General features: G+C 56.9%; 25 protein-coding genes. 8 read left to right on the top strand and 17 right to left on the bottom strand.

The window, feature by feature from the left end; genetic code table 11:
* Position 1: 1 nt before the first annotated feature.
* Complete coding sequence (locus M4NBBH2_RS10800; RefSeq protein ID WP_116269340.1) at positions 2-1,003, bottom strand: IS30 family transposase; 1,002 nt, start codon at positions 1,001-1,003, stop codon at positions 2-4.
* A gap of 167 nt (positions 1,004-1,170) precedes the next feature.
* Between M4NBBH2_RS10800 and M4NBBH2_RS10795 the strand changes: the two genes are divergently transcribed.
* Together M4NBBH2_RS10795 and M4NBBH2_RS10790 are read left to right on the top strand one after the other, a co-directional pair.
* The gene (locus tag M4NBBH2_RS10795; RefSeq protein ID WP_116270971.1) at positions 1,171-2,049 is read left to right on the top strand and encodes a hypothetical protein; all 879 of its coding nucleotides are present in this window, start codon (positions 1,171-1,173) and stop codon (positions 2,047-2,049) included.
* On the top strand, positions 2,049-2,816 hold the full coding sequence (locus M4NBBH2_RS10790) for a DUF6339 family protein (RefSeq protein WP_116270970.1): 768 nt from the start codon (positions 2,049-2,051) through the stop codon (positions 2,814-2,816). The genes M4NBBH2_RS10795 and M4NBBH2_RS10790 overlap by 1 nt, the downstream gene beginning before the upstream one ends.
* Before the next feature lie 203 nt (positions 2,817-3,019).
* Here the strand turns inward: M4NBBH2_RS10790 and M4NBBH2_RS10785 are convergent, their stop codons facing one another.
* Complete coding sequence (locus M4NBBH2_RS10785) at positions 3,020-3,820, bottom strand: aldo/keto reductase (protein WP_116270969.1); 801 nt, start codon at positions 3,818-3,820, stop codon at positions 3,020-3,022.
* A 358-nt stretch (positions 3,821-4,178) separates the two neighbouring features.
* Between M4NBBH2_RS10785 and M4NBBH2_RS10780 the strand changes: the two genes are divergently transcribed.
* Together M4NBBH2_RS10780 and M4NBBH2_RS10775 are read left to right on the top strand one after the other, a co-directional pair.
* On the top strand, positions 4,179-4,520 hold the full coding sequence (locus M4NBBH2_RS10780; RefSeq protein ID WP_116270968.1) for a helix-turn-helix domain-containing protein: 342 nt from the start codon (positions 4,179-4,181) through the stop codon (positions 4,518-4,520).
* 17 nt (positions 4,521-4,537) lie between these two features.
* Positions 4,538-5,590, top strand: coding sequence for a DNA cytosine methyltransferase (locus tag M4NBBH2_RS10775; RefSeq protein ID WP_116270967.1), 1,053 nt, complete (start codon positions 4,538-4,540; stop codon positions 5,588-5,590).
* Positions 5,591-5,602: 12 nt separating this feature from the next.
* On the opposite strand, the gene M4NBBH2_RS10770 is transcribed toward M4NBBH2_RS10775, so the two are convergent.
* The 11 genes from M4NBBH2_RS10770 to M4NBBH2_RS11895 form a co-directional block, all read right to left on the bottom strand.
* Positions 5,603-6,079: a very short patch repair endonuclease gene (locus tag M4NBBH2_RS10770; RefSeq protein ID WP_116270966.1), complete on the bottom strand. Its 477-nt coding sequence runs from the start codon at positions 6,077-6,079 to the stop codon at positions 5,603-5,605.
* Positions 6,080-6,134: 55 nt separating this feature from the next.
* Entirely contained in the window at positions 6,135-7,985 is a 1,851-nt protein-coding gene (locus M4NBBH2_RS10765; protein WP_116270965.1) for a Z1 domain-containing protein, read from the bottom strand.
* A gap of 6 nt (positions 7,986-7,991) precedes the next feature.
* Positions 7,992-9,146, bottom strand: coding sequence for a restriction endonuclease PLD domain-containing protein (locus M4NBBH2_RS10760; protein WP_116270964.1), 1,155 nt, complete (start codon positions 9,144-9,146; stop codon positions 7,992-7,994).
* A 217-nt stretch (positions 9,147-9,363) separates the two neighbouring features.
* Positions 9,364-9,828: a DUF805 domain-containing protein gene (locus tag M4NBBH2_RS10755; RefSeq protein ID WP_116270963.1), complete on the bottom strand. Its 465-nt coding sequence runs from the start codon at positions 9,826-9,828 to the stop codon at positions 9,364-9,366.
* Positions 9,829-10,036: 208 nt separating this feature from the next.
* Positions 10,037-12,382, bottom strand: coding sequence for a molybdopterin-dependent oxidoreductase (locus tag M4NBBH2_RS10750; RefSeq protein ID WP_170135163.1), 2,346 nt, complete (start codon positions 12,380-12,382; stop codon positions 10,037-10,039).
* Between the two features lie 261 nt (positions 12,383-12,643).
* Positions 12,644-12,979, bottom strand: a complete 336-nt coding sequence (locus tag M4NBBH2_RS10745) for a hypothetical protein (protein WP_116270962.1) — start codon at positions 12,977-12,979, stop codon at positions 12,644-12,646.
* Between the two features lie 85 nt (positions 12,980-13,064).
* The gene (locus tag M4NBBH2_RS10740) at positions 13,065-13,370 is read right to left on the bottom strand and encodes a hypothetical protein (protein ID WP_116270961.1); all 306 of its coding nucleotides are present in this window, start codon (positions 13,368-13,370) and stop codon (positions 13,065-13,067) included.
* Positions 13,371-13,456: 86 nt separating this feature from the next.
* The gene (locus tag M4NBBH2_RS10735) at positions 13,457-13,741 is read right to left on the bottom strand and encodes a hypothetical protein (RefSeq protein ID WP_116270960.1); all 285 of its coding nucleotides are present in this window, start codon (positions 13,739-13,741) and stop codon (positions 13,457-13,459) included.
* 96 nt (positions 13,742-13,837) lie between these two features.
* Positions 13,838-14,119 carry a hypothetical protein gene (locus tag M4NBBH2_RS10730; RefSeq protein WP_116270959.1) on the bottom strand — a complete coding sequence of 94 codons (282 nt, stop codon included), beginning with the start codon at positions 14,117-14,119 and terminating at the stop codon, positions 13,838-13,840.
* Between the two features lie 96 nt (positions 14,120-14,215).
* Positions 14,216-14,497, bottom strand: a complete 282-nt coding sequence (locus M4NBBH2_RS11945) for a hypothetical protein (RefSeq protein WP_116270958.1) — start codon at positions 14,495-14,497, stop codon at positions 14,216-14,218.
* A 97-nt stretch (positions 14,498-14,594) separates the two neighbouring features.
* Entirely contained in the window at positions 14,595-14,861 is a 267-nt protein-coding gene (locus tag M4NBBH2_RS11895) for a hypothetical protein (protein ID WP_176579812.1), read from the bottom strand.
* 571 nt (positions 14,862-15,432) lie between these two features.
* Here M4NBBH2_RS11895 and M4NBBH2_RS10715 point away from each other — a divergent pair.
* Positions 15,433-20,130, top strand: coding sequence for a glutamate synthase-related protein (locus M4NBBH2_RS10715; RefSeq protein ID WP_116270957.1), 4,698 nt, complete (start codon positions 15,433-15,435; stop codon positions 20,128-20,130).
* Positions 20,131-20,142: 12 nt separating this feature from the next.
* Positions 20,143-21,618 (top strand): glutamate synthase subunit beta, encoded by a 1,476-nt coding sequence (locus M4NBBH2_RS10710; protein ID WP_116270956.1) that lies wholly within the window; start codon positions 20,143-20,145, stop codon positions 21,616-21,618.
* A gap of 124 nt (positions 21,619-21,742) precedes the next feature.
* On the opposite strand, the gene M4NBBH2_RS10705 is transcribed toward M4NBBH2_RS10710, so the two are convergent.
* On the bottom strand, positions 21,743-22,717 hold the full coding sequence (locus M4NBBH2_RS10705; RefSeq protein ID WP_116270955.1) for a LysR family transcriptional regulator: 975 nt from the start codon (positions 22,715-22,717) through the stop codon (positions 21,743-21,745).
* Positions 22,718-22,847: 130 nt separating this feature from the next.
* On the opposite strand from M4NBBH2_RS10705, the gene M4NBBH2_RS10700 reads away from it, so the two are divergent.
* Entirely contained in the window at positions 22,848-24,362 is a 1,515-nt protein-coding gene (locus tag M4NBBH2_RS10700) for an ammonia-forming cytochrome c nitrite reductase subunit c552 (RefSeq protein WP_170135162.1), read from the top strand.
* A gap of 187 nt (positions 24,363-24,549) precedes the next feature.
* Here M4NBBH2_RS10700 and M4NBBH2_RS10695 read toward each other — a convergent pair whose 3' ends face one another.
* Positions 24,550-25,047, bottom strand: a complete 498-nt coding sequence (locus tag M4NBBH2_RS10695; protein WP_116270953.1) for a hypothetical protein — start codon at positions 25,045-25,047, stop codon at positions 24,550-24,552.
* Between the two features lie 38 nt (positions 25,048-25,085).
* The gene (locus tag M4NBBH2_RS10690; RefSeq protein WP_116270952.1) at positions 25,086-25,616 is read right to left on the bottom strand and encodes a pyridoxamine 5'-phosphate oxidase family protein; all 531 of its coding nucleotides are present in this window, start codon (positions 25,614-25,616) and stop codon (positions 25,086-25,088) included.
* A 137-nt stretch (positions 25,617-25,753) separates the two neighbouring features.
* Here M4NBBH2_RS10690 and M4NBBH2_RS10685 point away from each other — a divergent pair, with 137 nt between their 5' ends.
* Positions 25,754-25,984 carry a hypothetical protein gene (locus tag M4NBBH2_RS10685; protein WP_116270951.1) on the top strand — a complete coding sequence of 77 codons (231 nt, stop codon included), beginning with the start codon at positions 25,754-25,756 and terminating at the stop codon, positions 25,982-25,984.
* A gap of 55 nt (positions 25,985-26,039) precedes the next feature.
* Here M4NBBH2_RS10685 and M4NBBH2_RS10680 read toward each other — a convergent pair whose 3' ends face one another.
* On the bottom strand, positions 26,040-26,462 hold the full coding sequence (locus M4NBBH2_RS10680; protein WP_116270950.1) for a hypothetical protein: 423 nt from the start codon (positions 26,460-26,462) through the stop codon (positions 26,040-26,042).
* Between the last annotated feature and the right edge of the window lie 37 nt (positions 26,463-26,499).

Below are 26,499 nucleotides of genomic sequence, written 5' to 3'. Positions count from 1 at the left end.
ATCAAATCAAGTGCAAAGTTACTGAATAAAAGACTTCAGCCGGACACTTCCAATTGAGACGTTTTCTGGGTCTGAAATTCAGAGCATTGAACCGTTTCTGAACTTCTGCCTGAGAAATTTTATCGATACTCATTCCTTTTGGGAAAAAGTCTCTAAGAAGTCCGTTTGTATTTTCATTACTTCCTTTCTCCCATGGATGATGAGGCAAGCAGAAATACACTTTGGTTCTGAGATCTTTCTCCAGTTTTTCAGCCCAGGAAAATTCTTTTCCGCGATCTACGGTAATCGTACGCAGATCCTTATCTGACAGAGATTTCTCAATTACGGCAGACACATCGGCCGCAGTCTTGGAAGCGGTTTTCCCGCCACAGAGAAAGCCGGACTTCCTATCGACCAGAGTCGTGAGGCAGGCTCCGCCCTTTTTTCCGATGACGGTATCGCCTTCCCAATCCCCCAGGCGAGATCTGTTCTGAGCTTCCAGGGGTCGCTCTTCAATGCTGTGAGTGATCTGGATCTTTCCTCGCCTCTCGGTCATGCCTTTACGGTGACGCGTTTTACCGTGGTGTCGCAGGTGTCGGGACATCTTTCGGCCATCCACAAAGCGATCCAGAAAGCCAGAATTGATTCCTCGGTAGATTGTCGTGGCGCTGATCCTTAGATTCGGCAGCTCCTTTCTGAGACGGTATTGAATCTGCTCCGGAGACCAGAATTTCTTAACCAGCAGATTTGAGACAATCCTTGTCAGCAACGAGTCAGACTTCAGAATGTTTCTCTTTCCGCAATGCTTTCTCTGTCTCTGATATCGGGCCTGCGCGGCACAGGGATCATAGGCAGCTGAAGCCCCATCCTGGGCCGATACAGCCTTGTTTCGCTTCAGTTCGCGGGAGATCGTAGAAACATTTTTCCCAATCGCACATGCAATTTCAGACAGGGATTTGCCTGAAATCGTTAAAGCCGAAATAAATACTCTGTCCCGAAGAGTAAGATGATGATAGTGGCTCATGAGCTCCCTCTATAGTTATCTTGACAATCTCTATTATGGAAGCTTTATGGGCCACTATTCTTTTCTCAGGCTTTGCACTTGAAGTGATAATTCGCCAGACAAAAAAGTTTTTATTGATTTGAGGCTTGCAGATACACGTGACTACGTATCTTTAGAGGTGAAGTGCTATGAAAATCCGCGTCAATAAAGAATTCCCGTACCCGGTACTGCGTTCTAATTCAGATGATTATGTGAATAGCAGTTTTGAGGCCGACGTCAGCGGAAGAGTCATAGGATATGAGTGTGAGCTTCATCTTAAGGCGGCGCTTTCAGATGAAGGCATTCAAAAACTTATTAATGAAAGGAAAGCTGCTCTTACCTATCATATTGAATGCTCTCAGACAGGCTATAGAAAAATACACCTTGCAGAGAGCTTTGATGAGCGTCACTGCATTTCATTAAAGAGTCTTAGAGGAAACGTCGAGGTAAATACATTTATTGTTGCAACTGAGGATATTCCAGTATATAGAAATAAGAATTTAAATGAAGACTATGCAGGTGAAGTAAAAAACATATGCAAGGGCTTTATTCTTGCTCAGGGATCTGAATTTGACTTAAATATACCGAGAAAATTCACAGACTTTAAAGAGCAAAATAATCCTTTTGTATCAGTTGTTCCAGTGCATGATGACGCATTAAAAACCATGAAGGTAGACCTGGATAAACCCAAAATAGTCATCATGGTGCCTGAGAAAGTTTCCATCAACTATGGAGTAGCTCAGCAAACTCATCAAATGAGAACGGTGCTGTACAGCATGTTTGTAGTTCCGGCTTTATACCAGGGATTATTAAGGCTGAAACGAACAAATGATGTTGATCTAGGAACCATGGAAGATCAATTATGGGTCCAATCACTTGAAGACCTATTAAAAACGAATTTTAAGAAAACGGTTGACGATATTCGGGAAACAAGTGAAGAAGATTTATACGAATTGGCACAGCAACTAATGGATTCGCCTTTGCCAGAAGCTTCAAATTACCTAGTGTCCAGAGGAGATGAAGAATAATGAAAATTAAGATCATGACGTATCAATCTTTAGAGACACTGAAGCGCAATCTGTCAAGTGATATCGAAAAGTACGGCGAAGACAGCCCGGAAGAACTTTTGTCTGGTTTAGGAAAATATCCGTTGGTAGACACAGGAATCAATTGTTCTCCGCTGAGACTAAAAGCCTCTACTGATGAAAAAGATGATTTTGAAAATGTAAAGCGTTTATACGGGACACTGAAGGACATCAGCCCAGCCATGGCTTCAGATGAGCGGCTATGGGCCGGACTGGCAATGGGGAAAAATTGCTGGCAGTACTTAAGTGCAAGGTGGAAAAAGGCTGGCTGGAATGAGAATACGGTGTTGGATCATTTTTTCTTTGCGCACAGCGGCAGACGATCGTTAACTAGAAACGGATTGGCCCGTTTATGGTGGATCGGATATTTAACCTATGATGAGAAAGGCGCGGATCCATGGCACTACACAAAATTTGCATGTACTTATCAGAGATTTATCGTTGATGTATTAGAGAGAAATACTGGCAACAGCAAGGCTCTGATCAAAGCTTGCGTCGATGCCTGCGAAATGTATGCTTTGGAGCATCCGGAAGATTCTGTCAACTCTAATATGATGAGAGACCTACAGAAATTTATGAGTATATTAGGCGGAACATATTTAATAGATATGATGGATCCGGGTACTCTTTTTGAGAAAATATTCGAAAAAATTAAAGCCCTGAAGAATGCAGGAAGTTCTACGTCTCAGAGCGTGAATGCGGCAGGCTGATGAGAATAGAAATCAAAGAATTGATTTGATTTCAATCCATATGTCCTCTATTGGGAATGGAGCGGATTGAAAAAATAGTCAGATGTCACAAGAATCCGCTCATCCGAAACTAATAGATTCTGATAGTTCCTATCAGAATCTATTAGGATCTCAATAAAACCTATGAGTGAAAAGCGGCTGGTTTTCTGCACAGGAACCGCCTTTTACCACCAGCCAAAGAGGCTCTTCGCGTTGTTGAGCGATTCAATCCGCTTCATGTCATCCGGATCGAGCGTAAACGTGAGCACATCGAGGTTCTCCTGCATGTGTTTTGCTTTGGTGGTTCGCGGAATGATCACAAAGCCAGACTGCACAAGGAACCGGAGCGCGACCTGGGCGACAGATTTCTGATGCTTCTTCGCGATCGATTCCAGAACGGGGTTCCCGAAGATCTTGTGCTCTCCTGATCCGAGAGGAGACCAGGCTTCAGGGACGACACCGGCTTCCGCCATCATCTTCCGAAGTCCTTTCTGCTGACAGAAGACATGTGCCTCAACCTGATCCACAGCGGGCACCACATCCACCTGTTTGATGAACGAGGGGAAGAGATTCTCGACAAAGTTTGAGATACCGATCGCCCGGACGTCGCCTGCCTGATAGGCTTCTTCGAGCGCCTTATAGACCCCGAGGTTATCTTCCCCCGGCCAATGGATCAGAAGCAGGTCGATCACACCGATCCCGAGCGCCCTCTGAGAGCGGGCAATCGATCGCTTCGCGTCCTCATAATCCCGCGCTCCCCAGAGTTTCGTGGTGACAAAGATCTCTTTTCTCGGGATACCGGACGCCCGGACCGCTTCACCGACCTCGGCCTCATTCTTATAGAGCTGCGCCGTATCGATATGGCGGTAACCGAGCGAGAGAGCGGTGAGCACCGCGTCCTTCGTCTGATTCACCGGAATCGCGTAGACGCCGAGCCCCACGCGGGGCATCCGGACGCCGTTATTCAGTACCACGAAGTCTTCCATATTCACACTTCCTTTTGTCACTGGGGAACGGCCTGATCACAGCCGTCCCTGAGTTGATTTTGCTCCGAAGCGTTTTTCCGCGGCAGCCTAAGCGAAGAAATGATGGAAGGAGCGGGGAGGAAAGTGTTCTTCCAAAACTATTAGGTTTTATATAGTTTCTATGCGTATCTGATAGATACCATTAGATTCTTTGTATTCCCTGATAGAAATTTTTTCCCTCAGCGGTGCATAGGCGATTTCAGCATTGGGCGGCAGAAAGCCTGCGGCGCTGTTCCTCCACGCTGCTTATAGGCAGCGAAAACTTGCTGAAAATTGACAGAAGGCAGCAATTATCAGTACACTGCGTGAGGAGGTGGCTATGAGCGAAATCGGCAGGCTGATCGAAACGAGGCGCCGCGCACTCGGGTTATCGCAGAAGGAATTGGGCAGGAGCTCAGGGCTGAGCGATACTACAATATGCAAAATCGAAAACGGCAATAGAACAACGCCCAGCTGGGAAAGTTTGTGCAGAATTGCTAAGGCTCTGAATATTCATCCCTTTGAGTTCATGCTTGCTGCCGGTTATATCACTAGAGATGACGTCATCAATCCGAAACCGGTTCTGAGGAACCTTGACAAACTGAGTGAGACGGACATCAGCTGTCTGCAGCTTCTCGTTGATTTCATGATCGCGAGAAAGGGCAGCGGAGAACGGAATTAAGCTGGAGAGCTGAAACTATGCATTTTAGATTGGGTGAACTGTTCTGCGGTCCTGGCGGACTGGCCTGGGGCGCTCTGCATGCCGACATCGGCAATCCGGATTTCCGGATTGTTCATCAGTGGGCGAACGACTACGACAAGAGCACCTGCGAGACGTACCGCCGCAATATCTGCCCGGATGATCCCGATTCCGTTTACCATGCTGATATCCGCAAGTTCGATCTGGAACAGCTGACCGGGATCGACGCCCTCGCTTTCGGCTTTCCCTGCAATGACTACAGCACTGTGGGTGAGCAGAAGGGGATGGACGGCACCTTCGGACCGCTTTATTCCTATGGCGTCAAAGCCCTGAAGATTTTCCGCCCTCAGTGGTTCCTCGCAGAGAACGTGAGCGGCCTCCAGAACGCGAATGAGGGCAAGGCTTTCACGAAGATTCTGGAAGAACTCCGCGGCGCGGGCTACAGGATCACTCCGAACCTTTACAAGTTCGAGGAATACGGTCTCCCTCAGGCCCGCCACCGAATCATCATCATCGGCATCCGGAACGATATCGATGTGGAGTACCGTGTCCCGTCCACGGCGCCTTACGCGGATATCGATAACAGCTGCCGCACGGCGATCGAAGTTCCGCCGATTCCGGCTGACGCCCCGAATAACGAGCCGACGAAACAGTCGAAGACTGTGGTTGAGCGTCTGAAGCTCATCAAGCCGGGACAGAACGCCTTCACGGCCGATCTGCCGCCTGAGCTTCAGCTGAACATCAAGGGGGCCCGGATCAGCCAGATCTATAAGCGTCTGGATCCCTCGAAGCCCTCTTACACGGTGACCGGGAGCGGCGGAGGCGGCACGCACATGTATCACTGGTCGGAGCCCCGGGCCCTCACGAACCGAGAGCGCGCGAGACTGCAGACGTTCCCGGATGACTATGTGTTCCTTGGCAGCAAGGAAGATGTCCGGAAGCAGATCGGCATGGCGGTTCCCTGCCGCGGCGCGAAGATCATTTTCGAAGCGGTGCTGAAGAGTTTTGCCGGTGTTCCGTATGAATCCGTGGAGCCGAATATCAAGCTCTGAGTGAAACGGATCTCAGGGTTCAAGAGGGAGCAGAGGGCTGTCAGAAGCCTTCTGCTCCTTTTCTTTGGCCGGAAGATTTTCCCGGATCTGCCGCGCGACCCGCTGAAGAGTGTCGTCTATCGTTTTTTTCTTCAGTTCGCACTCCCAGACCACGAGCACATGCCACCCCATCTCAGTGAGCAGCGCGGTATTTTTCCTGTCCCGCTCCACATTCCGGGTGATCTTCGGGATCCAGTAGTCCTGATTGGATGAGGGCCAGACAAAGGCCGGGCAGTCGTGCTTATGCCAGAAGCAGCCGTTCACGAAGATCACAGTGCGGTATTTCGGAAGCACGATATCGGGTTTCCCGGGGAGTTTCCGGTCGTTCTTCCGATAGCGGAACCCCAGGCGCCACAGGTACTTTCTCACCTTAACCTCGGGCTTCGTATCCTTGCCCGCGATATGCGCCATATTGAGGCTTCGTTCTTCCTTTGTGTGATTGTCCGCCACCGCGATCTGTCCTGGATTCAAAAAAGAAGCGGTTCTTCTGAACCGCTTCGGCTGATCAGCTGTCCGCTACATCGTAGTACACGACGCCGTCCGGGAGTTTGATATTCGGCACCCAGAGCGGCTTTCCGTGCCAGCCCTTCGTGCCGGTCACCTGGTACATGGTGAGAACGGTCCTGTCCCTAAACTGGCCGCCGACCGCCCAGTCGTTCGAGGACACGAGGGCGCCGGTGCCCTGCGCCACGTTTCTGTTCCGGTGGACGAGAAGAATTGCCTGCTCGCCGGGGTTATTCGAAAGCAGCGCGTCGATCACGGATTGGAAAGCCTTCAGGCGGAAATCCGGACTCGGGATGATGTGCGTGAGAATCTCCCGGATCAGCCGGAGGCTCACCTGGTAATAGGGCTCAGTGTCTGAGAACGGTTTCAGGAGCTCGGAAATCGTCTCAATCGAATCATTATCTGGATCATACGGGTAGTAATTCGTGCCGCCGATCACCGTCGCTACTTCGCTCTGATCGATGACATTCCGGCGGGTCGGGCGGATGTCTTTCGAGTAGTAGATCTTGATGTTCTTAAGCCCGCTCTCAATCTGGGACTCAATCGACTTATTCGCGGCGTTCAGTTCCGAGAAGATCTTATAGAGGCGCTTCTCGATATAAACCTTCATCAACCCCGGATCCCGGTCGTAGCCGAACATGCGGCTGTGCTGCCACATAGTGTCCGCCTGCGGATTCTTGCTTGAGCGCGTATAGAAAATGGTCTGGAGCGAGGGGAAAGTCACGCCGCGGCCAAGCGTGTTGCCGCCGACCGCGAAATTGCATCCTGAGGCGTATTCCGAGCTTTCGACATCGTATTTGCCGTTCAGCACCAGAACTTTCACGCCGCCTGGCTGCAGGAGCGCGCTGACACCGCCGAGCATCACGTCAAAACTGAGTTTCTCGGATTTCGCTGGTTTCAGTTCGTCATAGACCGGTTTCAGCCGGAGGGCAAGCTCATCCCGCGAAAGAGCGCGGAGCGCGGCGAGCTCTGACGAAATCAGATTCGCGAACTTCTGGTGGACGTTCTGACGGACACTCGGGTGGAAAACACAGTTGCAGACTTTTCCCCCGGTTCCGAGGATCTGAGCGGAAACCGCGAGATGCCGGAGAACGGCATCTTTCTCGGGGTGATCAAGTTCATCAATAAATTCAATGCATTCCGGTTTCCCTTCTGACGGGAAGAAGAATTCGCCTCCGAGATACCCGGCTCCTGGCCTGAAGGAGTAGGCGAACATCGGGTGCCAGCCCGAAGCGCTGGTCTGAAGAAAGAGCGCCTGCGGTGTTCCGGTCACCTGGAGATAAAGGCTGCTGGAGGCGGAGGATTTGATCGCTTCAAGATACTTATTGATCGACGATTGCCCGCCGCTGTTCACCTTCGTGTTGAGAGACGAGGCGTCCGCCTCATCATCCACGATGAAAAGGGGATTTCCGCGAAGGAAACCGGTCGAAAGGAAGGTATTGGCCCAAAGCCTCAGGACACGGCTGTTTTTCTTCAGCACGATAATCGCGGGCTTCCGGAGATTGTTTTCCTTGAAGAGCGTGGAATCATTTTCGCCGCAGATGCAGAAGTCACTGAGATCCCGCTGGACACGTTCGAGCGTCTGCTGCTGAAGCAGGATGTTGTCCGTCGTGAGGAGCACGAAAACCGAGAACCCGAGATCCGCTGCCTCACAGATGATGCCGAAGAGCTGGGCTGTTTTTCCTGACTGGACGTTCCCGAAGAGAAGACCGATTTCGTGCGAGAGGAACGAAAAGTTCTTCAGATGCCGGTCACCGACTTCAGACGCGGTTTTCGCGATGGAGTCCGCGAGTCCCGGGTTTCCGCGGCTTCGGATTTCATCAAGATAGTGATTGAGATGCTTCGCGGCCATGGGCTGTTATCCAATAGAAGGTTCGTCGTTATCGAATGAGAGGAGCCAGATATCCAGAAGCGTTCCGTCATCATCGAGGAACTTCTTCGCGGTCTTCTTGAAGGTCAGCTGGTTCCGGCCGTATTCCGCGAGGATTTCTTTCGTGATCATGCCGGTACGTTCCGTGTCGGCCTGCGTGTTATTCACCGGGCGGACCAGCCCGGCGGCGGCGAGCCTTCCCTTCAGCCACCGGCCCATGATGAGTTCATCGCCCACCGCGCTGAACTGCTTATTGTGGTCACTCGTCGTATGCGCTTTGAACCGATAGCCGTCATCTGTCACGACCATAAACGGCTTGTTTTTCTCAGGGTAGCCGGGGAGGGTATAGATCTTCACGCTGACAGTCAGCTGCGTCTCGTACCAGTCACGGGGCTTTCGCTTGGAGCGGGGCGCGGCGTAGCAGACGTTAATGTTGGATTTCGTGAAGTGCTTTCCGTCATCCATGTGCTTTTCACTCTCGGCCGGCACTTTGATCGGAAGCGAGAACGAGACGAGAGGAGGGCAGTCCTTGTAGAAGAGCACATCAGAGGTCGGCACCTGGTGCACGAGTTCCACGTCCTGCAGCGCGCCGTTGGTTTCCTCAATCAGACTGAAATCGCGGATTTCATCCATGTTGGCGGAGCATCGGGGTTCAGTGAGGCTCGCGATATGGCGGGCGATTTCTTCTACCCGTGCGGGATCCTCCGTGACGGCGTCGAGCTCATACTGCCTGAGGTTTGAGGCGGTCGGCTTGATAAACCCGAGGTTCGCGGAGCCGAGCATGGCGGCAAACGGCTTTCCATTTTTATAAAAGCAGTACACCTTCCCGTGGTACTTGAAAGGACGTACAAAACGGATTTCGCCCCGTCCCTCGTTCTTCCATTTGAGGTTGATGCGCTTCGTTGCGTGGAAAATGCTTTCCGGAATACCGTCTGAGTAGTACATACCGGCGATCAGCGTTACGCGGCTGATATGCAGCTCCTCGGTCAGCCGGTCAAGCTCTTCAAGCGAATCCCCCGACAGATAGCCGACAGCGATATCCAGCCTGTCCGCCTTCTGAAGCTCTGCCGTGAAACGCTCTGTGATGGTCTGCTGACCGTCCTCTGTTCCGAGAGGAAGAATGTCTGAATAAAGCAGGTTCATGCTGATCCGAATCTTTAGAGTAACGTTTGAGTAATTATATGAAGACGCCCGTGCCGGCGGGGTTTTCTTTATTCCGATCAGACGGATGCTGCGATTTTCTTCTTAAACGTTATGGGATCGAACAGAGGGCAAAAAAATAGATTCTGCCAGGAGTTAACAGAATCTATAAAAGTGAGTCTAGAGAGACCAACAATGAAACCACTGCAAAACGGAACAATCAGATCCGGAAACCCTCACTCTGTTCGGATTCCGAAAACTTTTCCTCTTCCGGCACATAGTTCCCGTAGCGGTTCTTCCGGGGTTCAGACGGCACAAAGCCAATCAGGACCACAAACGCGAATGGGACGAGAACCGTGAGGAAGGTGGGGAACGGGCGAAGCAGGTCGTACACCACCATGCCGATGAAAACGAGATAGACGAGCGCGTACCAGCCGCTCTTCCCGATGTCATGCAGCCGCTGCACCGTGATCGGCACCTGGATCGAGAGCACCATGAGCGCGGTGACGAGGTAGCAGCTGAGGATGAGGTTTAGCCGGAGTTCGGGGGTGCCAAAGCCAAGGAGACCAATCATCATGGCGATGACAGCCCCGATTCCGATCACGAGGAGCGAAAGCACATACCAGTGCCAGTAACCCTTGCGGTTAAGCCGGTCACGAAAGTCGAAACAGCGCGGCAAGATCATTTCGCACCCCCTCTGTGTGAAGGTTTTATACGTTCATTGTAGGCTAATTTGTCACCATGTAATCACAAAAATACGTTTATACCCACTATGTATAATATTTTCGTATTCAATAATTGCGAAAATGCCTTCAGAGAGAAAACTCTGAAGGCATTTTTGTCAAGATAAGTAAAGACGGGCGAAGCGCCGTCCCGCCTCGTGCGGCGGGGAATTACTTCGCGGAAGCCGAAGGCGGCGTGAAAGCCCGGATCTCAGGGATCGGTCCTACCCACTTGGTAACTTCCACATTGGCGGTAGACGCGACGTTTCCGCAGGCAAGGGACGACGTAGGGATATCCTGCGTGAGGCTGTTCGGGTTCCCGTGGACGTCGATTTCTTTGCCATCCAGCACCGCCGGATCAAACCACGCGCCGTGATGCAGCACGACGGCCCCCGGGATCACCGTGTTCTCAACGACCGCGCGGGTGAGCGCCGCACCCCGGCGGCTCCGAACGAGCACCACGTCGCCGGTTTCAATGCCGCGCGCCTCGGCGTCTTTCCTTGTGATTGTGAGCGGTTCGCGAAGCTGCGTCCCATCCGGCTCCCGGTTCGCGTATTCATCAAGCTGCGAGTGAAGGCGCTTCACGCTCTTCGGCGCGACAAGGGCGAGCGGGAACTCTTTCGTCGCCTGGGCAAAGCCTTCGGAGGGCTCAAAGTACGCCGGGTGCGGGAGGCAGTCCGCGTACCCGTAGGACTCAATCTTTTTGGACCAGATCTCAATCTTCCCGGACGGGGTCTGAAGCGGATGCCCCACGGGGTCATTCCGGAAGTCCTCAAAGTCCACGAAACGGCGTCCGGACTCGGTCGGCTCAAACTTCAGGATCCCGGATCGCCAGAATTCCTCAAAGGTCGGCACGGTGTCGAGTGACAGCTCAGCCGTTTTCGCGGCTTTTTCATACGTCGCGCGGATCCAGTCTTCGAGCGTTTTCCCCTCCGTAAAGGCGTCAAAAACGCCGATCCGGCGGGCGAGCTCAGACGTGATCCAGTAGTCATCCCGGCACTCACCCTGCGGAGGAACGAGCTGATGCATCGCGACAATCATGTTGCGGGCCTGTTCGCCTGCGCCTGAAATATCGTTCCGCTCGTAGACCGTCGTCGCCGGAAGCACGATATCGGCGTGTTTCGCGGTCGCGGTCCAGTGCGTTTCAATCACGATCGTTGCTTCAAGCTGCTCAGAGCGCCACGCGCGCTCGAGCCGCATCGTATCCGGCTGGTGCGTGAACGGATTTCCGCCGCCCCAGACGAGAAGACGGATCGTGGGGTACGTGATCTTTTCGCCATTAAAGTCGATCACCTTCCCCGGGTGCTCAATACAGTCAACGAAACGCGCGATCGGGATCACGCGGCTTCCCTGATCGGGGTGAGACGGAGGAATCGCCGGCACTTTCGGAACCGGGAGATTCGGGATATAGGGGCCCGCAGTCGCCGGGTCACCGGCTGAACCGGTGTGGTACTCCGTCTGAATGCCGCCGCCCGGGAGTCCGATCTGGCCTAAGAACGCGGCGAGCGTAAAGGCCATCCAGTGGAACTGCTCGCCGAACTGGGCGCGCTGCGCGCCCCAGCCGGTGATGAGCGTCGTGCGGTGCGTCCCGAGGTCTTCAGCGAGCGCCCGGATGGTGGCTTCCGGCACCCCGGAGATATCGGCGGCCCAGGAGGGAGACTTCGGGCACCCGTCCTCCTGCCCCATCACGTAGGCGAGGAATCCTTCCCAGCCTTCGGTGTGGGTTTTCAGGAACTCGTGATCCGCGAGATTCGCTTCTTCAAGCGCGTAGATGATCCCGAGCATCAGAGCGGTGTCCGTCCCCGGACGCACCGGCACCCAGGCGGAACCAAGCTTTTCCGCGGTGAGCGGTTTCACCGGGTTAATGCAGACCGTGCGGATCCGCGGGTGGTTGATCAGCGCGTTGTAGTAGGGGCTCGTGCCGTGCGTCGACGCGAACCAGTCGATATCGTTCGTGATCGCGGGGTCCGCGCTCCAGAAAACGATCCGCTCGGCGGATTCGAGCACCCGCTCAAAACTCTGCGGCTTCTGATACGCGCTTCCAATCACGTAAGGCAGAATTTTCCGCATCGCGCCGTTTGAGTAGTTGTTCTCTCCCTTCACGTAGCCGCCCCGGCACGCGAGCAGCCGGCGGACGAGCGTCACCGCGGACTGAATCGCGCCCGAGGACTTCCAGCCGTAGGACTGCCCGAAAACCGCGGACGGCCCATAGGTGTCGTAAACGTGGTTAATCGAGTCCGCCGCGAGATTGAGCGCCGTATCCCAATCCACCTGCACCCACTCATCCCGGCCGCGGTTCGCCGCGTTCCCGGGTTTCTTCTCGAGGAACGACTTCCGCACCATCGGATGCAGCACCCGGCTCTTCATATAGGGCTGGGCCTCAATCGCGTGGACATTCGGGCTCGGGAAGAAGTCCCCGGCAGCGGGCGTGAGCGTAATGCGGCCGTCATTCACGGCGGCGCGGAATACGCCCCAGTGGCTCGCGGTGGTGAGGTGATCAGGTGTTGGAAGTGTCATCTGAGTGAAGGGGAAAACCAAAAAAGCCAGTCAGTAAATCAATTGCGGTAAGGAGAAATTTTACCCTTCATGGAACTCATTCCTGAGGATAAAACCCCCGCTTTAACGCCCTGAATATGGGATTCCTGCGGTATTACCCGCTATTCATTTATCCCATAGGGAAGACGGAAAGCGCGTCTCCCGGGGTCAAAAAAAGGGGTGTCTCTGAGAGGAGACATCCCTTTAAGGTCTGGGGAACGGCGGACCGTTCCCAGCCGGTGATTACTTCATCGGAGCCGGAGCGGGCTGCGGGCCGGGGCCAGGCTGTCCGGGCTGACCCGGCTGCGCGTGAGGCGCCGGGGCGGGAGCGTGGCGGGCGTTCTTATGAGCGCCGCGGGGCGGCATCGGCTTCGGAGCCTTCTTCGCGTGGCGCGGTGCCGCGCGGTGCGGGGCCTTCTTCAGGTGCTTCGGCTGAGCCTTCGGAGCGGGCGGCGCTTTCTGATCCATCTGAGGACCCGGCGCGGGCGGCTGGCCTTCAGGACCAGGGGCTGCGAAAGCGGAAGCGGAAAAAGCGAGAGCGGCTGCGATCGCGGCCGCGGCAAACGTCTTCTTCATCATGATAGGAACCCTCTATGCGTTAACGCCCTCCCGGGGACTTAACCTCGGAAGGGCGGGTGAAATCAGTGAACTGAATTCAGGTGAATTACTTCATCGGCGCGGGAGCCGGAGCGGCTTCCGGAGCGGGAGCAGCCTTCGGAGCCTTCGGGGCGTGCTTCTTCGCGTGCTTCACGTGCTTCTTGTGAACGGCCTTCTTCACAGCCTTGTGGTGAGCCTTCTTCACGGCCTTAGCCTTAGCCTTCGGAGCAGCCTTGGCAGCAGGAGCGGGAGCAACAGCGGTAGCAGCCTGGTCAGCCGGAGCGGGAGCAGCGGCAGGAGCCGGAGCAGCAAACGTGGTAGCGGAGAACGCGAGAGCAGAAGCGAGAGCCAGAGCAGCAAAAGTCTTTTTCATTTGAGTCAAATCCTTGAATTTGGGTCGTCCCGGACTCCGTCTGGAGTCCGGAATTGATTCAGAGTTTCAGAGCGGCGCTCTGGAAATTACTTGGCAGCCGGGGCGGAAGCCTGAGCGGCGGTTTCCGCCTTCTTCTCAGCCTTCTTCACGGACTTCTTTTCAGCCTTTTTGGCAGCCTTCTTTTCGGCCTTCTTCTCAACCTTCTTCACGGCCTTCTTTTCAGCCTTGGGGGCAGCGGTCTTCGCGGCCGGAGCGGAAGCGGTCACAGCCTTGTCAGCCGGAGCGGAAGCGGCGGGAGCCGGGGCAGCGAAGGTGGTGGCGGAGAAAGCGAGGGCGGAAGCGAGAGCGATCGCGGCAAAAGTCTTGTTCATTTGGATAAATCCTTATTGGGTTTGTTTGGTGTTCCCCAGGGAAGCGTCCATTCAGTGTGGGACGCTTCCCGGAGAGAAATCAGTGGTTGTCAGCGATTACTTCGCGGCCGGGGTGGAAGCCGGAACGGAAGCGGCGGTTTCCGCCTTCTTCTCAGCCTTCTTCACGGACTTCTTGGCAGCCTTCTTCTCGACCTTCTTATGGGCCTTCTTCACGGCCTTCGCCTTAGCCTTCGGGGCAGCGGTCTTAGCGGCCGGAGCGGCAGCGGTGGCAGCCTGGTCAGCAGCCGGAGCGGAAGCAGCGGGAGCCGGGGCGGCAAAGGTGGTGGCGGAGAAAGCGAGGGCGGAAGCGAGAGCGATCGCGGCAAAAGTCTTGTTCATTTGGATAAATCCTTAATGGGTTTGTTGGGTGTTCCCCGGGGAAGCATCCATTCAGTGTGGGACGCTTCCCGGAGAGAAATCAGTTGTTGTCAGCGATTACTTCGCGGCCGGGGTGGAAGCCGGAACGGAAGCGGCGGTTTCCGCCTTCTTCTCAGCCTTCTTCACGGACTTCTTGGCAGCCTTTTTCGTCGCCTTCTTGGCGGTCTTCTTCACAGCCTTCGCCTTAGCCTTCGGGGCAGCGGTCTTAGCGGCCGGAGCGGCAGCGGTGGCAGCCTGGTCAGCAGCCGGAGCGGAAGCAGCGGGAGCCGGGGCGGCAAAGGTGGTGGCGGAGAAAGCGAGGGCAGAAGCGAGAGCGATCGCGGCAAAAGTCTTGTTCATTTTTCAAATACCTATCAAGGTTGGTTGTTCGTTTTTTCCCGGCCATCACCTGGACCGGGAGAAAAGCGGTCAGTGTTTTTAGTTATCGGATCGCGCGTTACTTCGCAGGAGCCGGGGCGGGAGCGGCCGCGGGGGCAGCTTTCTCAGCCTTGGGAGCGGCTTTCTTGGCGGCCTTCTTCGGGGCAGCCTTATGAGCCTTCTTCACGGCCTTCGCCTTGGGTGCGGGTTTCGCGGCGGGAGCGGGAGCCTTCTCGGTCGCCTGGGTGCCGGCGGGCTGGGAAGCAGCGGGGGCCGGGGCGGCGAAAGAGGAAGCAGAGAACGCGAGAGCAGCGGCGAGAGCCACAGCAGCAAAAGTCTTCTTCATGATTTTTCGAGAAGCTCCAAAAAGGAATTTCCTATTCCCATCCCTGTTTTCAGCAGGGCTCGGGAGCCAGGCGTTTTGATGACTCACATCAGCGTTTCTGGATGAGTGAAATATAAGCGCCGCCGTGAAAAAAAAGCTTGGGAGAAACACTCTCCCCCCACTGGGAGTTACACCCAAGGGTTTTCGCCTGACGCCTTTATTCATGGGGGTTTCCACCATATTGGACTGTGGCGTCAGCGCCTCGCGAAAGGGGGCTGTTATACCCAAAATCAGCAATTTCCGTATACGGGAATAAATAGAGCGGAAGTTATGAGAGGGTGAGCGGAATGTCGTAGTTCTCTAAAAGATTCTGCTTAAGACATACCGCCAGCCATAGATACTTCACCATAGCCTATATATGGGTAACACGAGAAAAAGCCCCGTTTTCAATTGAAAAAAGCCCATTTATAGACGCATTATTTTCAGACACGCACTTCAAAAGAACCCCGTGCACCGCACAGGTAAAAGAATGTGCCCCCAGCTTTCTCACATAAAAAAGAAAATCTTTAGGGAGACTCCAGTCATGCCTCAAATGACTTTGGAAGAAGCGCGGAAAGATGCCGCCCAGCACGGACTGTACACACCGCAGGCAGAGCACGACGCCTGCGGCGTTGGTTTCGTCGCGAATATCAAGGGCCGCGTCTCTCATAAGGTGATTGAGGACGCGCTCCTCATCCTGCATAACCTGGATCACCGCGGCGCGGTCGGGGCGGACCCCCTCTGCGGCGACGGTGCCGGTATCCTGATTCAGATCCCCGATAGCTATTACCGAAAGGAGCTCGCGAAGCAGGGCGTGTCGCTCCCGCCCCCCGGTGACTACGGTGTCGGCATGATCTTCCTCCCGCAGGAGCCCGCGAGCCGCGCGGCGTGCGAGGCGGAGATTGAGCGTGTCGTGAAGGCGGAGGGCCAGGTCGTTCTCGGCTGGCGCGATGTCCCGGTCGATCACCATATGAAGATGAGTGACACCGTGCGGGCGGCTGCCCCGGTGATCCGTCAGATCTTCATCGGCCGCGGCCCGGACGTGATGGTGCAGGACGCCCTGGAGCGGAAACTCTACGTCATCCGCAAGGAAGCCTCCCACCGCATCAAGGCTCTGAACCTGAAGCACGGGAACGAGTACTTCGTCCCCTCGATGAGCACCCGGACCGTGGTCTATAAGGGTCTCCTCCTCGCGGACCAGGTCGGGAAGTACTACCTCGACCTCCAGGCCCCGGAAGCCACCTCCGCGATTGCGGTGGTGCACCAGCGATTCTCGACTAACACCTTCCCCGCCTGGGCGCTCGCTCACCCCTACCGCTATATCGCCCATAACGGCGAAATCAACACGGTGAAGGGGAATTACAACTGGATCCGGGCCCGGGAGGCGACCTGGGAGTCTCCGGTGCTGGGGGACGACGTGAAGAAACTCGCGCCTCTGATCTACGAAGGTCAGAGTGACACGGCGAGTCTCGATAACGCCCTTGAAGTCCTCGTGATGAGCGGCTATTCGCTCGCGCAGTCCATGATGATGCTGGTCCCCGAAGCCTGGGAAAAGGCCCGCACGATGGACGCCGACCGTCAGGCGTTCTACGCCTACAACGCCCCGATGATGGAAGCCTGGGACGGCCCCGCGGCGATCGTCTTCACGGACGGCGTGCAGATCGGCGCGACGCTTGACCGTAACGGTCTCCGTCCGGCGCGTTATGTCGAAACGGATGATGACACCGTCATTCTCGCGTCCGAAATGGGCGTGCTCCCGATCCCCGAAGGCCGCATCCGCCGCAAGTGGCGTGTGGAGCCGGGGAAGATGCTGCTGATTGACACCGTTCAGGGCCGCATCATTCCGGATACCGAAATCAAGAACCAGGTGTCTCTTGCCAAACCTTACCGCGAGTGGGTGGAGCGCCTGAACCTTCGTCTTTCCGACCTCCAGAGCCCGGACGTGAACCCCGTGCCGTTCGCGGTATCCTCCGGCCGCCTCTTCGAGCTCCAGAAGGCGTTCGGGATGACGCAGGAAGATATCGATGTCATCCTCGGACCGATGATGGAGAAGGCGATGGAGCCGATCGGCTCCATGGGGAACGACGTCTCGCTCCCGGTCCTATCGAAGAAAGATAAGCCGTTCTTTAACTACTTTAAGCAGCTCTTCGCTCAGGTCACGAACCCTCCGATCGACCCGATCCGTGAGGAGCTCGTGACGAGCCTCATCTCCTTTATCGGCCCGAAGCCGAATCTCCTTGACGTGAATAACGTCAATCCGCCCCGGCGTCTTGAGGTGATGCAGCCGATCCTGACCGAACGCGATATGGCGAAACTGCACCACATCGCGGCGTTCACGGACGGGAAGTTCCGGAGCCGTGAGCTCGATATCACGTACCCCGTGAACTGGGGGAGCGAGGGTGTTGAGGCTCAGATCGCGTCGCTTTGCGCTCAGGCCGTTGACGCCGTAAAGGGCGGCTACAACATCCTCATCATCACGGACCGCGCCGTGTCGCGAGACCGCGTGGCGATCCCGGTGCTCCTCGCGACCTCCGCCCTGCACCAGCACCTCATTTCTGAAGGCGTCCGTACCGACGTCGGCCTCGTCGTCGAATCCGGCTCCGTGATCGAGACGCAGCACTTCGCGCTCCTCATGGGGCACGGCGCTGAGGCGGTGTGCCCGTACATTGCGCTCGCCACCCTCCGTTCTCTCGCCCCGAAGCGCGGCCTCACGGAAGAAACCGCGGTCGCGAATTACGTGAAGGCGATCGGCAAGGGCCTCACGAAGGTCATGGCGAAGATGGGTATTTCGACCCTGATGAGCTACCGCGGCGCGAGGATCTTTGAGGCGATTGGCCTGAAGACCGATTTCGTCAAGCGCTACTTCTGGGGGACGCCGACCCGCGTCGAAGGTATCGGCCTCTTTGAAGTCATGCAGGAAGCCGTGAACCGTCACCGCGCGGCCTACGGCATCAACCCCTCGATGCAGGGGGAACTCCCGACCGGCGGCGAATACGCCTGGCGTGCTGACGGCGAAGAGCATATGTGGACCCCTGAAGCGATCGTGAAGCTGCAGCGGTCGACTCGCGACAACAGCTTCAAGACCTATCAGGAATACGCGAAGATCATCAACGATCAGTCGAAGCGTCAGATGACGCTCCGCGGTCTTCTGAAGTTCAAGACCGCCGGGGCGACCCCGGTGCCGCTTGAGGAAGTGGAACCCGCGGCCCAGATCGTGCGGCGGTTCGCCGCGGGCGCGATGTCGATCGGCGCGATTTCCGTTGAAGCCCACGCGACGCTCGCCGTTGCCATGAACCGTATCGGCGGCAAGTCGAACACCGGTGAAGGCGGTGAGGATCCGCGGCGTTACGAAGAAGAAATGCGCCTCGGTCACTCCCCCGTGAAGGATGGCGATACGCTCGCGTCCGTGATCGGGTCGGATCGCGTGATGGCCGAAGTAAAGCTTAAGAAGGGCGATAGCCTCCGGTCCAAGATCAAGCAGGTGGCCTCCGGCCGTTTCGGCGTGACGGAAGGGTATCTCGCGTCCGCTGATCAGATCCAGATCAAGATGGCGCAGGGCGCGAAGCCGGGTGAAGGCGGTCAGCTCCCCGGTCACAAGGTGTCCCCGTACATCGCGGAGCTCCGTTACTCGGTCCCGGGTGTCGGCCTCATTTCGCCGCCCCCGCACCACGATATTTATTCGATCGAGGATCTCGCGCAGCTGATCCACGATCTGAAGTGCGCGAACGATCACGCGGACATCTCGGTGAAGCTCGTTTCTGAAACCGGTGTCGGCACCGTGGCGGCTGGCGTCGCCAAGGCGAAGGCGGACCACATCGTGATCTCGGGTCACGACGGCGGTACCGGCGCGAGCCCGGTGTCTTCCGTGAAACACACCGGCAGCGCCTGGGAACTCGGTCTCTCTGAGACGCAGCAGACCCTCGTGCTTAACCACCTCCGTGACCGTGTGACGGTCCAGGTTGACGGCCAGATCAAGACGGGCCGCGACGTGGTGATCGGCGCGATGCTCGGCGCGGATGAGTTTGGCTTCGCGACCGCTCCGCTCGTCGTTGAAGGCTGCCTCATGATGCGTCAGTGCCACCTGAACACCTGCCCTGTCGGCATCGCGACTCAGGATCCGGAACTCCGCAAGCGCTTCCACGGGAACCCGGGCCACGTCGTGAACTACTTCTTCTTCGTCGCTGAGGAAGTCCGCGAGATTATGGCGAGCCTCGGTATCCGGAAGTTTGAGGACCTGATCGGCCGCTCGGATCTCCTTGAGCAGGAAGCGGACGTCAACAACTGGAAGGCGGACGGGATTGATCTCTCCCGCGTCCTCTATCAGCCGAAGGCGGATTCGATGGAACGCAGCCACCACACGGCTCAGAACCATCACCTCGAGAAGTCGCTTGACACGAAGCTCCTCCCCGAGCTGAAGCTCGCGCTCGAGAAGGGCGTCAGGACCGAAGTGAAGACCCAGATCCGGAATATTGACCGTACGGCGGGCACGATGATCGCGCACGCCGTGGTTGAGAAGTTTGGCTCGAAGGGTCTGCCGGATGACACCATCCATATTGAGCTCGCGGGCCACGCGGGACAGTCGTTCGGCGCGTTCGCAGTGAACGGCATGACGCTCGACCTCGCGGGTGACGCGAATGACTATGTGGGTAAGGGCCTTTCTGGCGGCGTGATCATCATCCGCGCCCCGGGTGAGTTCCACGGCGACCGGACTCACAACATCATTGCCGGGAACACCACGCTGTATGGCGCGACAAGCGGCGAAGCGTACTTCAACGGTGTCGTCGGTGAACGATTCGCCGTGCGTCTCTCAGGCGCGTCGGCGGTTGTTGAAGGCACCGGTGACCACGGCTGCGAATACATGACGGGCGGCACCGCGGTGGTGCTCGGAAAGACCGGCCGCAATTTCGCATCCGGTATGTCAGGCGGCGTCGCTTACGTGCTCGACACGGATGGCGACTTTGAAAGCCACTGCAACACCTCGATGGTCGCGCTTGAACGGGTTGAAGGGTCGGACGAACAGCGCCGTACCTCGGACCCCGAGTCCTGGCACCTCGGGAGGACCGATGAAGAGATCCTGAAGGGTCTCATCCAGAAGCACGCGGACTACACCGGCTCCGCCCTCGCGCAGCACCTCCTCACGCACTGGGAGAGCTCCCGCACGCGGTTCGTGAAGGTGTTCCCGCTCCAGTACCGGGCGGCTCTGCAGGCGAAGGCCGAGAAGGCAAAGGCTGCTCACGCGGCGGCGAAGTAAGGAGAAAACGTGATGACAACCGAAAAGAAACTTCACCGCATTGAGTTTCACCATGAATCCGTGGAAGAACGCGTGAAGCACTTCCATGAGTTCAAGACCCCGCTCACCGCGGAAGAGATCCACGAGCAGGCGCTGCGCTGTCTCCACTGCGGGACGCCGTACTGCTCGTCCTCCTGCCCGCTCCACAACCGCCCCGTGGACTGGAACCGTCTGGTCCGCGAGGGGAAGTGGCGTGACGCCTGGGAGTGCCTGAACGCGACGAATAACTTCCCTGAGGTGACGAGCCGCATCTGCCCGTGCCTCTGCGAAGCGGGCTGCACGCAGTACCTGATCGAGGATTCCGCGGTCGGCATTCAGACGATTGAGCGTTCGATCATCGACCGCGCCTGGAAGTCCGGCTGGGTGAAGCCGGAAGTCCCGCTCATCCGCACCGGTAAGAAGGTCGCGGTGATCGGTTCTGGACCCTCGGGCCTTGCCTGCGCGCAGCAGCTCGCGCGTGAAGGGCACCTCGTCACGGTCTTTGAGAAGAATGACCGCGCGGGCGGCCTGATGGCGCTCGGCATCCCGGACTTTAAGCTCGAGAAGCCGCTGATTGACCGCCGTCTGGAACAGATGAAGGCGGAAGGCGTTACCTTTGAGCTCGGCACCGCGGTCGGCACCGATAAGTTTGACGAAGGGGTGCATTCCTTCGCGAAGAAAGTGATCCCCGCGGAAGACGTGATCCGGGACTTCGACGCCGTGGTGCTCGCGCTCGGCTCCGAAGCTCCCCGTGACCTCAAGGTCCCGGGCCGCGACGCGAAGGGCGTGAATTTCGCGCTTGACCTCCTGATCGGCCAGAACCGCGAGGATTCGGGCGCGGTGAAGAAGGCTCCGATCTCGGCAAAGGGCTGTGACGTCGCCATCATCGGCGGCGGCGACACCGGAAGCGACTGCGTGGGCACGGTCCGCCGTCAGGGTGCCGGCAAGGTCTACCTGATTGACGTCGGTTCAGAACCCCCGGAGCACGAAAACAAGGCGGAAACCTGGCCCAACTGGCCCCGCAAGATGCGTATTTCCACGTCGCATGAGGAAGGCTGCGAAAAGCTCTTCCAGGTGTCGACGAAGGAAATCGTGAAGGATAAGAAGGGCGAAGTGACCGCGATCCGCTGCGTGAAGCTGAAGGTTGACCGCGGCCCGGATGGCCGTCTCCGCTTCCAGGACATCCCGGGAACCGAGTTTGAGATCCCGGTCCAGCGCGTGTACCTCGCGATGGGGTTCCTGCATCCGTCCTCCACGGTGCTCGACGCCTTTGGCGTGGAGAAGGACGCCCGAGGGAACGCGAAGACGGATCGCCCGTACTTCACGAGCCGCGAAAAGGTCTTTGCCTGCGGTGACGCGCGCCGCGGTCAGTCTCTCATCGTGACCGCGACGAGTGACGGCCGTCAGTGCGCCGCGGCGGTGGACGCCTGGCTCATGGGCCGCACGGCGCTCACGGTATTCGCGAAGTAATCGCAGCTCCGGTTTAGAGGAGAGAGAAGAGGGGCGGTGCCGGGAACGGTGCCGTCCCTTTTTTCAATTCAGAAACGCAAAACCTCTTTCACGTTCCTGAAAAAAAATGATCGACGCGCTGGCTTCAGAATCGGACATCCTCGATTGGAAACCCAAAATGCCGGTACCAGTACTTCCAGGAGTCGACAAGGTGCGTATAGAAGGACTTCCGGATCACGGACATCAGTTCCCGGAGCAGCCGGTCATCCGCGTTCCGTCTCAGTACGCAGATGTGGTTATCCCAGGGCTTTCGGTGCCAGCCGGGGAGCACCGGAACGAAGATACCGGAGGCGAGCTCAGTGGGCACCAGCGCGCAGTCAATATCAAGCGCGATCCCGCGGCTCATCGCGAGCGCGGTGCGGCGCGTCACGCCGTCCCCATAAATCACATGCTTCATATCACCGATATAAAAGGCGCTGTCGCCCTTATAGAGATATTCCGGGCGATCCGTATGAATGTCTGAGCGGCTTTGCATGATGAGCGTGTGGCGCTTCAGATCTTCCGGCGTCTCAGGGGTTCCGTGAAGCTCAAGATAGTGAGATGTCGCGAGAATCAGCGGCACGTTTTTCTTAAGCGGGAGCGCGAGCAGGTCACTCTCTTCCGGGCGGTAGGAGAGGATCGCGAGGTCCACCTCCCCCGTCTTCAGCCACTCCATCCCGGCGCCTGACACAAATTCCACCCGGAGCCCGTCATGCTTCTCCGCAAAGCGCGCGACGGGATCCAGAAATGAGCTGCGGCTCATATTGGACGGGACACTTACCCGGATCACGCGGCCTGAAACCGGTGTCCTTTGCCGATCCCGGGTGAGGGAGAGAATGCTTCGCTCCGCCTTCACGATCCGCCGGGCGTAAGGGAGGATCGCCGTGAGCGCCTCGGTCGGCACCGCGGGTTTCCGGCTCCGATCAATCAGCGCGACACCGAGTTCTGTCTCCAGCTCCGAAATGAGGCGGGACGCGGCCGCCGGATCCAGCTCCATCGCGTCAGACGCCGCTTTGAGGCTCCCCGCTTTCGCGTACGCGCAGACCAGTTTCCAGACGCCGATATTCTCAGACCGTTTCATATTGACGAACGCAAGACCGTTTTTAAATTGATATTTTCGTCAAGTTTAAATGGATCATTCTGCCTGTCAATTTTTTCGCCTTTTTCGCATCATGGTGACAGACCTCATAACGCAACCAAAGGAGAACAAAATGAGGAAGCTCTCAGCAGCCGTCTGCGTACTCTCGGCCGCCGTGCTCTGTCAGACGGCGATCCAGGCGAAGGATATCGTCCCGCAGCCTTATAACAGTTCCAATTTTGAAAAGGTTTTTCCGCTTCAGTATCAGAGCTGGATCGCGTCGAAAAACGATTCGAAAACGGAGGATTACATCGCGAAATATCCGTTCCTCGCGATTCTGCGCGCTGGGACGGGCGGCGATACCGGTCCCCGTCTTCTCGGCCTGAGAGGCCACTACTACGCCTGGGTTGATGTGGCGACGATTCCGGATTCGGGCATCCCCAACGGCAAAAAGAATGAGGCGACCACGGCCCGCTGCAATGTCTGCCACAGCTCGATCGGACCTGAGGTAATCCGGAAAGAGGGTGAGCGTGAGCTGCAGTCGAATAACCTCTCGCACTTCGCCTACATGGGAGCCCATTCCGTCGGATGCATCAACTGCCACGACCCGGAAAGCATGAAGCTCAAGGTCTCGCACTCGTTCCTCGATAAGATGCTGACCAAAGCCGGTAAACCCACCTTTGAAAAGGCCGGCGCGGCGGAGCAGAAGAGCCTTGTCTGCGCGCAGTGCCACTACACGGGGTATACGGTAGAGGAGAAGTGGAAGGATAAGACCGGGAAGATTCGCACCGCGACCGTGGGGAAGACCGCCTGGAAGAATGGCTTCTCGCTTGCTGAGCAGGAAGCGTTTCTGAATGACGGAAAAAATTTCCCGGATGGGAAGCCGTTCGCTGAACTGATCCACCCGATCTCGAAGACCCCGATCATCTGGAGCATTCATCCGGACTATGAGCTCTTCAAGACCGGCATCCACGGCAAGATGGGCCTTTCCTGCACGAGCTGCCATATGCCGAAAGTGAAGGCGAAGGACGGCACGGTTTACACGAACCACAATATCGGCAATCCGATGAATACCTTCAAGGATTCCTGCGGCAGCTGCCACAGCGTGAAGGATGAGGCGAAGTATCAGGCGATCGTGAAGCAGATGAAGGACCGGGCGGAGGATCTCCGCTGGAAGTCCGGGACGCTGCTCGCGAAGGCGCACCTGGAAGCCGGCAAAGCCTGGGAAGTGGGGGCGACTGAGAAAGAGATGAAGCCCGTGCTTCAGAATATCCGCGCGTCCTACTGGCGCTTCAATTCGCTGAACCGCGGTGCCTACTTCCATAATCCTCAGGAAACGCTCGGGGAATTCGCGAACTCGATCCGCTATGCGGAAGAAGCCCGCGTGCAGCTGCGGAAGATCCTCGCGAAGCACGGAGCCGCGAACTACGTCGCGCCGAAGTTTGACACCAAGGAGCAGGCAATGGCGCTCCTCAAGCTTCCGAACCGGGCTGCCGCGACAAAGGCCAAGTGCCGCTCGATCGAAGTGGACTCCGCCCGCTGGGTGGTCCCCTCAAAGAAGAACGGGACCTACGACAAGAATTACGTCGCGCCGGATGCCGTGGAAACCTGGTACACACGTGAATGCCGTAAGCCGGTAAAGGGCTGACGGAAAAAGGTCAGAGAGGCTCCAGGGGGGTGATCTCTGAAGGGAGGGGCGGTGCCTGAAAACGGTGCCGCCCCTTTTTCTTACGATGAAGCCGAAGGTAAAGACTTTCCCAGCCGCATTAAAAAACAAAGGATGCGTAAATCAATACGCATCCTTTGTTTAATTGATCCGCGTCTGGTTCAGGAAATCAGATGCCGCCTTTTGTGATCGAGACCCGCTTGTAGTCCGGGGTGCAGGTCTTTGAGACACCGGTGACTTTGGATTCAATCGGAACCGAGATCCCGCGCGGAATCTCAATCGGGAAGGAGAGAGCTCCGGGATCCGTCACGCTCCCGCCGCAGGGGATCGAGACCTGGATCCGGGCCGGAGCGTCCGCGGCGTTTGAGCCAAGGCCGGTGAGCGTGTAGTCATACGTTCCCTGCACCGCGCCGTCCGTTCTCGAGACCTTCAGATCCTTCAGTTCGGTTCCGGGGCGGGAAAGCGTTCCGATATCCCCCTTCGCCTGGTTCCAGCCGAAGATATCGCCGAGGTTGAAGTTCACGCCGATTCCGCCGCCGCCTGAAGAGGACCCACCGAAGCCTCCGGCGTAGCCGCCCCCAAGCGTCACGCCGCTCATCTGGCAGGCAGTGAGCAGGGTGCCGAGAATCAGAGAAGCGAAGATCAGTCGGGCGGGGCGTCTTTTCATGGCGGACCTCATTAAAAATAGGTGTTCTTCAGAAAAGCTTACGCCTGTTCTCCGAAATACAGTTCCTTGTGACGAGCTTTCCCGCGGATCACCTCAATCGTGACCTTCCAGACGTCGATCGCGTCCTTCGCGTTCTCGTAATAGACCTTCGTGTTTTCAGCCCCCGCTTCCGGGGCCGTGATTTCCGTGAACTTCAGCATGATGTCACGCTTGTCGTCAGGATCTGTCACCATCGAGAGGTGACCGTAGACGGAGGCCGAGGCGTAATTGGTCGAGAACTCGGTCGGAGCGATTTCCTTTCGGCCGATAAAGAGGAGAGCGACCTTCGGGTTCACCTTGAAGATCGCTTCTTTGCGGCCGGCGTCGTGCGCGCAGTGGAAGTAGATCGCGCCGTCAATCAGAGCGGTGTTGACGGCGAACACGTACGGTGTCCCATCGGTATCCGCGACGCCGACAGACGCTTCATGCGTCCGGCGGACGATTTCATAGGCTTCTTCTTCGGAAAGAGCCCGGTCCACGCGGCGGATGGGGCAGTGGATGCTGGTCGCGCTATTCTGTTCTTCAGACATGGTGTTTTTTTCGCCTGTAAGTGAGAGAGGTTGCGGATCATTTTACCCGGGTGAGGCTGTTTCTTACTCCCATCATTCGGGGAAATGATGGTTTTTATTCCTGCCACTTTGAGGCGGTCAGAAGAGGAAAGCGAGAGATGAACGAGGGACTCAAAGCGGCGGCGTTCGAGGCGATCCGGATATTTGCGTCCGTCCTCGTTTTCTTTCTCGCGTGGCAGGGGCTCGCACTGCTTGCGGGGGACTCCAGTCCGGACGACGCGGTGACGTTCTTTATTGTCGGCGCGGTCTGCGGTGTTCTCACTTACCGGGAGTTCCCGTCGTATCTGAAAAACCTGATTGAGCGCATGAAAAAAGACGGCCGATCGTAGTTCCGATCAGCCGTCTCTTACGAGGAACGGTTTCCGCATCCAGCTTCAGAGCGGATCAGTTCCCGGTGTTTGTTTTCTTCGCGCCGGAATACTTTTTCGGGGTCGGTTTCTTCATCCCGCGGCCCTGGTTCTCGCGGGTCTGCGCGCGGTACATGCCGGCGAGCAGCCCGAGCCCGAGTTTCCACTTCTCAAGCTGCTTCTTCTCAGACTCTTTCTCCGCGAGCTTCAACTCAAAATCCGCGAGCCCGCGCGCTTTGTCGATCCGGCGGAGATCCTCTGTGATCCGCTCAGGCCGCAGCGTCTTCAGCCTTTCGCCATTCAGAATCGCGGTGCCGCGGAGCAGCCGCATCTGTTCCGCCTGAAGGGACTCCGCGGTGCGCTCGGGAGCGTGAGGCTTTTCTTTCGGTTTCGCGGGAGCCGTTTTCGGAGGCGCTTTCTCTTCCGTCTTCCCGCCCTTCAAGAAATCAAAAAGTCCCATGCCGCGCCTCCCATTGAGTGATTAATCCGCGGCCAAA

It is taken from the genome of Mesosutterella multiformis (assembly GCF_003402575.1).
GTDB lineage: Bacteria > Pseudomonadota > Gammaproteobacteria > Burkholderiales > Burkholderiaceae_F > Mesosutterella > Mesosutterella multiformis.
The sequence above is the reverse complement of the archived record's forward strand: the minus strand, read 5'-3'. Positions and strand labels throughout refer to the sequence as shown.